This is a genomic window from Mesorhizobium sp. M7A.F.Ca.AU.002.02.1.1, assembly GCF_003998535.1.
Lineage (GTDB): Bacteria > Pseudomonadota > Alphaproteobacteria > Rhizobiales > Rhizobiaceae > Mesorhizobium > Mesorhizobium ciceri.
The window spans coordinates 1-704 of sequence record NZ_RZPB01001386.1 but is presented as its reverse complement, the minus strand read 5'-3'; the positions used below and the strand labels follow the sequence as shown (position 1 = coordinate 704).

The window sequence follows — 704 nt, the reverse complement described above, 5'->3', positions numbered from 1 at the left end:
TCCGTGTACTCGATTTCCGACAGCGTGAACGCGTAGCTGGAAAGGCTTTCGTGAGTCAGGGCCGCAAAAAGGCTGCGAACGAATACGCTTTTGTAGGCTGCTCCGTAAACCGGCAGCGCGAGGTTGATCTTGGTCGGCATCGAGCCCTCCACGGTCCAGTGACTGCATACAAATCCCTTTTTCCTATCTTTGACAGGATACTTGGTATAAAAATTTGCGGGCCTTTGGCGGCACGGGGTCCAAACGCTCGGGCAGATTGCGTTTGCGTCTGGTGCGTTCGAAGGCCGCCGGATCAAGATTGACGCAGGCTGGAACGAGCATGCCGATATGACCCACCGCCACGGATACTTGCGCATCCCGCTGCTCATGCTTTTCGCGATTTTGAGCACGATCGACGTTCGCGCCGCGGTCGAACAGAACGCCTCATTACAGCCGCGCAACCGGCTGGCGATCGTCATCGGCAACACGAACTACCAGAGCAAGCGTCTCGAGCACCTCGCCAACGCGGTCAACGATGCGACGAAACTGTCCGACAGCCTGAAGCGGCTGAACTTTGAGGTTCTGACTGGAACCGATCTTACCGCCGATGGCTTCGTCAAGCTTTTCCATGACGCCGAGGCGAAGCTGCCCGAAAGCAGCGCCGTGCTGATCTTCTACGCCGGCCACGGCATGCAGCTGCAGGGCGAAAACTACCTGCTACCAAT

Annotated in this window: 1 protein-coding gene; it reads left to right on the top strand. The window is 57.5% G+C overall.

Going from position 1 to position 704, the window contains the following annotated elements; all coding sequences use genetic code 11:
* Nucleotides 1-327: 327 nt before the first annotated feature.
* The coding region (locus EN879_RS37895; protein WP_164774942.1) for a caspase family protein at nt 328-704 on the top strand (377 nt) is incomplete at its 3' end.